The organism is Streptosporangium sp. NPDC006013, from assembly GCF_040614275.1.
Classification (GTDB): Bacteria; Actinomycetota; Actinomycetes; order Streptosporangiales; family Streptosporangiaceae; genus Streptosporangium.
Genome location: NZ_JBEXUE010000019.1, coordinates 39,991 through 46,659, shown reverse-complemented (window position 1 = coordinate 46,659; position 6,669 = coordinate 39,991). Strand labels below are relative to the sequence as shown.

Genomic DNA, 6,669 nt, shown 5'->3' with positions numbered 1-6,669 from the left:
TCTCGCAAGGCGGAGGAGGGAGCCGCAGCGTGCTGCGGTGACCGACGACAACGCGGCGAGGCGCCGCCTGACCGACCGCAGTAGGCAAAAGATCCGCAGGACAGGGCCTAGGCGTACCGGCCGCGCTCCGCTCTCAGTCGTCGTCCTCCCAGGCCTGGTCCTCCTTCTTCCAGTCCTCGTTCCGATCGGCCGCGGTCTTCAGCGCGTTGGCCGCGGCCTCGCGCGTCGGGTACGGTCCCATCCGGTCCTTGTTCGGGCAACCCTCGTCGGGTTCGACGGCCATGTGCTTCAGGCAGAACCACCATTGGTCACTCATGCGGCAATCCTGCCCAGTGGGAAGCGCAACTAGACTGTGGAACCATGACGACACTGCTCCAGCCCGGGCGGATCTCTCCCCTCCGCAGGGTTCCCTCTCACATCCAGCGGCCGGAGTACGTCGGGAAGAAATCCCCGAAGACCGGAGAGGCCGACGTCAAGACCCCCGAGATCATCGAGCGGATGCGGATCGCGGGCAAGCTGGCGGCTCAGGCGCTCGAAGAGGTCGGCAAGCACGTGGCGCCCGGCGTCACCACCGACGAACTCGACCGGATCGGCCACGAGTTCCTCTGCGAGCGGGGAGCGTATCCCAGCACGCTCGGCTACCGGGGATATCCCAAGTCACTGTGCACCTCGATCAACGAGGTGATCTGCCACGGCATCCCTGACGACACCGTGCTGCGCGACGGCGACATCGTCAACGTCGACATCACCGCCTTCATCGGGGGCGTGCACGGCGACACCGACGCCACCTTCCTGGTCGGCGACGTCGACGAGGAGTCACGGCTGCTGGTCGAGCGCACCCGCGAGGCCACCAACCGGGCCATCAAGGCCATCGCCCCCGGCCGGCAGCTCAACGTGGCCGGTCGCGTGATCGAGGCCTACGCCAAGCGGTTCGGTTACGGCGTGGTCCGTGACTTCACCGGCCACGGCATCGGCACCACGTTCCACTCGGGCCTGATCGTCCCCCACTACGACGACCCGTCACTGGCGGTCACGCTGGAGCCGGGCATGACGTTCACGATCGAGCCCATGCTGACGCTCGGCACCATCGACTACGACGTCTGGCCCGACGGCTGGACCGCCGTCACCAAGGATCGCAAGCGGACCGCCCAGTTCGAGCACACCATTCTGGTGACCGAGACCGGCCACGAGATCCTGACACTGCCCTAGGCTCTCTCCCCTGGACCTTTTGGCGCCTCGCCGCGTTGTCGTCGGTCACCGCAGCACGCTGCGGCTCCCTCCTCCGCCTTGCGAGGCACCACCTGGCCGATCCTCGCCACGGCAAGATCCGCGGGACAGGCCCTGGGGGCGCTCGCCCGGCGCCGCGCCCGTTTTCGTGCCGGCTAGTCCTGGCGGGGCACCACTCCGGTGACCGTGGTTCCCGCGCCCGGAACACCGTTGACGCTGAGCGTGCCGCCGACCTGGTCGAAGTGGGCGTGCATTGCGGTGATGCCCCGGCCCTCGGCCGGGCCGAAGAAGCCGACGCCGTCGTCACTGACCGTCATGCGCAGGCCACTGGGGCCGAGGGTGACGGCGACGGCCACGACCCGCGCGCCGCTGTGCCGCTCGACGTTGGCGAGCGCCTCCTCGAGCGTGGCCATCACGGCCCTGGTGATCCCGGCCGGAACGTCGCCGGCGGGCAGCGCCCAGATCTCGACGGTGGTCCCGGTGCGCTCGGACCATTCGGTGAGATGCCCCTCAAGGGCCTGGGCCAGGCTACGACTCCGGCCCCCACGTACGCGCAGTTCCTCGGACACTGCTCAACCTTCCTGATGCACGTTGCAGCCACCGGCCCCCGACCGAATATGTGACTGGGCGTGGCGCGCGATGACGAAGCGCTGCGCCCGCTGCGGTGAGCACGAGCCCCCTGAAACACCAGGCTACCGGGAGGCATCCGGGAGAGGGCTGGAAGATAGCAGGCCGTGGCCGTCCGGCTATTTCACGCCGTCGCGCTTATTGAGTTTGGCCAGGTATTCATTGTAGGCATCGAGCTGGGCGTCGCCGCTGCCGCCGGTCCGGGCCGCGGCGGCGTCGGCCCGGCGGTCGGCCCGGCGGGCTTTGCGGTCGTCGGCGCGCCACCACTGGAAGGCCAGCGCGAGGAGCACGACGAGCGTCGGGATCTCGCCGAACCCCCAGGCGATGGCCCCGCCGGTCTGCTGGTCCTCGACCGCGGAGGCACCCCACGTCCTGCCCAGCTGGTCGTACCAGTCGGAGGCCAGCACGGTGGTCATGCTCATCAGCGCGATGCCGAAGAAGGCGTGGAACGGCATGGTCACGAACAGCAGGAGGAGCCGGGCCACGTGCGGCAGCTGGTAGGGAGCCGGGTCGATACCGATGATCACCCAGAAGAACAGGGAGCCGCTGATCAGGAAGTGCACGGTCATCACGATGTGGCCGAGGTGCTCCTCCATCGCGGCGGCGAACAGCGGCGTGAAGTACAGCGCGTAGGTGGAGACGATGAAGATCGCGGTAGCGATCGCCGGGTGAGTGACGAAGCGGACGAACCTACTGTGCAGGATCGTGGTCAGCCACTCGCGGGGCCCTCGGTCGCCCCTGCGGGCGGCGGGCTTGAGAGCACGCAGGGCCAGGGTGACGGGCGCGCCGAGCACCAGGAAGATCGGCACCATCATCGACAGCGTCATGTGCTCGGCCATGTGCACGCTGAACAGCACCTTGGCGTAGCGGGCGACGCCACTCTGGGTGGCGATCAGCAGGATCAGCACACCGGTGAACCAGGCGGCCGTACGCCCCTTGGACCAGGAGTCGCCGCGCCGGGTGAGCCGTACGACACCGGCGAGGTAGAGGCCGGCCAGCAGCGCGATGACCGTGCCGGAGAACAGGTCGAACCACCACAGCGAGGCCAGGTTGGCCAGCGAGATCTCCGGCGGCATCGTGTAGCCGAGCACCTCGAAGGCCCTGTCGACGGGCAGCACCGCCGGGGGCGGCGCGGTGCGGGAGAGCGCGACGGCCAGCCCGATGGCCGCGAACATGACGACGATCTCACCGGTGGCGAAGCGGACGAAGGTGCCGGGGCCGCCCGCGGCGAGCGACGGCAGGGTCCGCTTGCGGTGCCACCAGCCGACGGCGCCGAGCAGCGCGAACGCGACGGTCTTGGCCAGCAGCAGCAGGCCGTAGGCGGAGGTGAAGAGCTCGGAGACCGAGGTGAGCCTGGCCAGGACGCTGAACAGGCCGGACAGCCCCACTCCGACGAAGCACCACAGCGCCAGGGTCGAGAAGCGGGCGGCGGCGATCTCCAGGTACGGCTGCCGGCGCAGCGCGTGCGCGCAGAGCACCCCGAGGCCGCCCACCCAGAGCGCGAGGACGACGAGGTGGAGCGCGACACCGGTGGTGGCCAGGTCATGGTTGGGCGAGGAGGCGGAGTGGCCGGTCAGCGCGGGCGGGAGCAGGGTGACCAGCGCGAGGACGAGCAGGCCGCCGGCCGCACCTGCGGTGATCGCCCCTCGGGCGAAGAGCGCGATCGCGACCGAGAAGAGCACGACCAGGGTCAGCGCGATGCCCTGGGAGACCTGGCTGGCGAAGCTGGTGAGCTCGTTGCCGCCGAGCACGTCGGCCACCGGCAGCCCGAGCGCCTCGGAGAGGCTGAACACCATCGTGGCGGCGGCGGCCCCGGCCCAGACGAGGGCGATCCAGGAGGCGGCCTTGACGTAGCCGAGCGCGGGTTTGCCCAGCAGGCCCTTGTCGTTGGGGAGCAGGACCGTGGCGGCCAGGAGTACACCGACGGTGAGCACGCCCGCCGCGTCCATCGCCAGCTTCGCCAGCGGCAGCCCCCAGCGGGTGAAGGCCCCCTGATCGGGCAGGCCGGGAATGATGCGCGGGGTCGCGGCACCTCCGGCGATCATGGCGATCACCAGGGCGGCGGCGGCCGCCACCGCGGCCGCCAGGGCCAGCCGCACGGCCCGGCTGTTCCCCGGCGTCTCGCTCTGTGCCGTCTGCGCGGCCCGCGCGGGCCCGCTCATGGCCGCTTCTTGTTGCGCATGCTGAGGAACAGGCCGATGCCGACTCCGGTCACGCCTCCGACGATGATCCACATCCAGCCGGGCACGCCCTGCGAGGAGCCGGGCTCCTCGTCGCCGACCGCGGCGGCCGGGCTGAGCGCGGCGGACGGCGCGTTCTCGGCCGGGGTCTCCGCGGTGACCGGGCTTTCGGCCGCCACCGGGGACTCAGCGGCGGCGGCGGACGGCGACGCCGATTCCGACGCCGATTCCGACGGGGAGGCGGAGCCGAGCAGGGTGAAGGGAATCTCACCCTCAATCGGGTGGCCGTCGGAGGAGACGACGCGATAGGCGATGACATAGTCACCTGGAGGGAGATCCTCCTTGACCTTCTGGGTCACCACCGTGCCGTCGACGACGGGTTTGCCGTCCTGGTGGTTCTCGTCCCCGGAACGTACGACGACGTTCGGGAAGCGCACCGAGGCGGTGAACGTCAGCTTCACCTCCTCCAGGCTCTCGACCTTGGCGCCCTGGGCGGGGTCGCTGCTCTTGAGCCGGTCATGGGCGAGGGCCGGCGAGGCGAAGGCCGTGCCGAGCACGAGGGCGACGAGAAGCGCGAGGGCGACCGCGACAGGGGAAGTCTTCATGGCAACCACAAGGCTACCCAGGTGACCGCGCGGTCTCGACCCCCCTGTCCGATCTACCTTCGGCGCGGGTTCTCCGCCCCGCCCTACAACCCGACGCCGGCCAGCGCCCGCCGGTAGGCGTCGACGCTCCGGTCCGGCTCGTCGATACGTTCCAGGACCCGGGCCGCGGTCAGCCAGGCATGAGCGGTGAAGCGGGTCTCCGGCGCCTGCTCCAGGCACTCCGTCCCGGCGCGCAGCTCCTGCGAGGCCTGCTCCTGCAGGCCCAGCTCCGCGAGGGTCTCACCGTGCAGCAGGCGGGCCTCCGCCTGCATGACCTTCGGCATGCCGTCGAGTAGATCGCAGACGAAGCGCATCCGCTCCTCGGCCCGTTCGGGCTGGGCGAGCAGCAGCTCCGCCCGGACGAGGTTCATCGCGCAGCGCATCTTGTCTATCGAGCTGGCAGAGCTCTCCGCCAGTTCCTTCTCCACCTTCAACAGCACATCACGCCAGGCCTCGGCCTCCATGGGCCGCACGATCAGCAGTACCTGGGCGTAGTCGCCGCGCAGCCGGGCCAGCCTTCGGGCGTCGCCGTACTCGGACTGGATGGCCAGGGCACGCTCGGCCTGCGTGACCGCCTCGTCGGCGTGGCCGCTCTCGACGGCGACGATCGCGGCACCCCAGTGCGCCAGGGTGAGCGCCTGCGGGCTGGCGAGGAGCTCGGCGGCGGCGATCATCTCGGCGGAGAAGTGACGTGCCCGGAGCAGGTCGCCGCGCTCGATGTAGGCCGCGAGCAGCTGGCCGCCCAACCGCATCAGACCGTCCGTCCAGGCCGGCCGGACCGCGCCGGTGAGGATCTCCTCGGGGACGTGCACCGCCCGGGCCAGGTCCCCGCTCTCCCGGTAACAGCGTGAGAGCGCGACCGCGACCGCGACGTGACGCTCGGGGCTCAGAGCTGCCTCGTCACTCTCGCGCAGCCCGTTGAGCAGGACGATCGCCTGCTCCAGGTCGCCGCAGGCCTCGGTCGAGAGGGCCAGGCCGTACTCGGCGTCCTGCCGCATCTGGGGCAGGCCCGCCAGCCCGCTGTCGGCGAGGAGTTCGGCGTAACGGGTGCGGGCCTCGACGACCTCGCCGTTGTCCATGGCCAGCTGCGCGTAGCTGAGCGCGAGCTCGATCTCCTGCATCTGCTCGGCCGTGACACCATTGATCAGATACGTAAGGGAACAGTCGAGTTTTTCGGCCAGCAGCTCCAGCACCGCGGGGGTCGGAGTACGCTTGCCACTCTCGATGAGAGATACGTAACTGTCCGACAGTTCTGGATGGGCGAGCTGCGCCTGGGAAAAACCACGTTGCCGGCGGACGGTTTTGATGCGCTGCCCCACCAAGTCTTGACCAGTCACGTTACCCCTTGAAAGATATCATTTGAGCAGCAGAACCTACGACAGGAGTCTCCCCGTGCGCCGACGTCTTGCCTTGTCTGCCCTCGCCATGCTATTTACGGCTGCTTTTGCCGTCACTGGCAATGCTACGACCGCGAGTGCTGATTCGTCTGCCCCCCCGAAGGACACCGGTAAGTATTCTTTGCAGGCGGGCGCCGCCCAGGCCTACCTGGGCTGGGGCTACCCGGACTGAGCGACGGCTCAGCCCGCCGTAAAGACAGGGAACGGAAAGAACCCCTCCCGCCCTTGTGGAGAGCTTCCAGCCGGCGAGCCACTCCACCTGGCGGAACCGGTGCGGCCCGCACCGGTGTGAGCGTGCAGGCCTCCGGCGTGCGCGCGCCACGAGACGGGACCCGCGGGTAGCGGCGGAGCCGGGATCCGGACCCCTTCCGTGGAAGACCATCACCCTTCACGGAGGATCCCGGCCGCAGGCAACACCTACATATAGATCCCATTACATCCGTATAGATTTTATTGCAGGTCACGGCTCGAACCGAGGGGGTCGGCGGCGCCCACCCGCCCCCTCTCATCGGCCATGCCTTTCCGCCCGCCTTTCATCACCGACCGGCCTACGGGCCGGTCGGCTCGCGGAATTCGAGCCGCCTCCCCGTGCCG

General features: G+C 69.6%; 6 protein-coding genes. 1 reads left to right on the top strand and 5 read right to left on the bottom strand.

Annotated features, from left to right (window positions below; translation table 11 throughout):
- Positions 1-133: 133 nt before the first annotated feature.
- Positions 134-316, bottom strand: coding sequence for a hypothetical protein (locus ABZ260_RS05330; protein WP_355570007.1), 183 nt, complete (start codon positions 314-316; stop codon positions 134-136).
- A 44-nt stretch (positions 317-360) separates the two neighbouring features.
- On the opposite strand from ABZ260_RS05330, the gene map reads away from it, so the two are divergent.
- Positions 361-1,209 carry a type I methionyl aminopeptidase gene (gene map / locus ABZ260_RS05325; protein ID WP_350914933.1) on the top strand — a complete coding sequence of 283 codons (849 nt, stop codon included), beginning with the start codon at positions 361-363 and terminating at the stop codon, positions 1,207-1,209.
- A 173-nt stretch (positions 1,210-1,382) separates the two neighbouring features.
- Here the strand turns inward: map and ABZ260_RS05320 are convergent, their stop codons facing one another.
- From ABZ260_RS05320 to ABZ260_RS05305, 4 genes are all read right to left on the bottom strand, one after another.
- Positions 1,383-1,796, bottom strand: a complete 414-nt coding sequence (locus ABZ260_RS05320; protein ID WP_355613251.1) for a hypothetical protein — start codon at positions 1,794-1,796, stop codon at positions 1,383-1,385.
- A 177-nt stretch (positions 1,797-1,973) separates the two neighbouring features.
- Positions 1,974-4,016 carry a cytochrome c oxidase assembly protein gene (locus ABZ260_RS05315; protein WP_355613249.1) on the bottom strand — a complete coding sequence of 681 codons (2,043 nt, stop codon included), beginning with the start codon at positions 4,014-4,016 and terminating at the stop codon, positions 1,974-1,976.
- Entirely contained in the window at positions 4,013-4,639 is a 627-nt protein-coding gene (locus ABZ260_RS05310; protein WP_355613247.1) for a copper resistance CopC family protein, read from the bottom strand. Before ABZ260_RS05310 ends, ABZ260_RS05315 begins: the two co-directional genes overlap by 4 nt.
- An 83-nt stretch (positions 4,640-4,722) precedes the next feature.
- Positions 4,723-5,997, bottom strand: coding sequence for a helix-turn-helix transcriptional regulator (locus ABZ260_RS05305; RefSeq protein WP_355613256.1), 1,275 nt, complete (start codon positions 5,995-5,997; stop codon positions 4,723-4,725).
- Positions 5,998-6,669 lie beyond the last annotated feature (672 nt).

What these genes read in the sequence shown, in the direction of transcription:
- ABZ260_RS05310 (WP_355613247.1), bottom strand. Translation starts at nt 4,639, where the DNA reads ATGAAGACTTCCCCTGTCGCGGTCGCCCTCGCGCTTCTCGTCGCCCTC.
- map (WP_350914933.1), top strand. Translation starts at nt 361, where the DNA reads ATGACGACACTGCTCCAGCCCGGGCGGATCTCTCCCCTCCGCAGGGTT.
- ABZ260_RS05330 (WP_355570007.1), bottom strand. Translation starts at nt 316, where the DNA reads ATGAGTGACCAATGGTGGTTCTGCCTGAAGCACATGGCCGTCGAACCC.
- ABZ260_RS05315 (WP_355613249.1), bottom strand. Translation starts at nt 4,016, where the DNA reads ATGAGCGGGCCCGCGCGGGCCGCGCAGACGGCACAGAGCGAGACGCCG.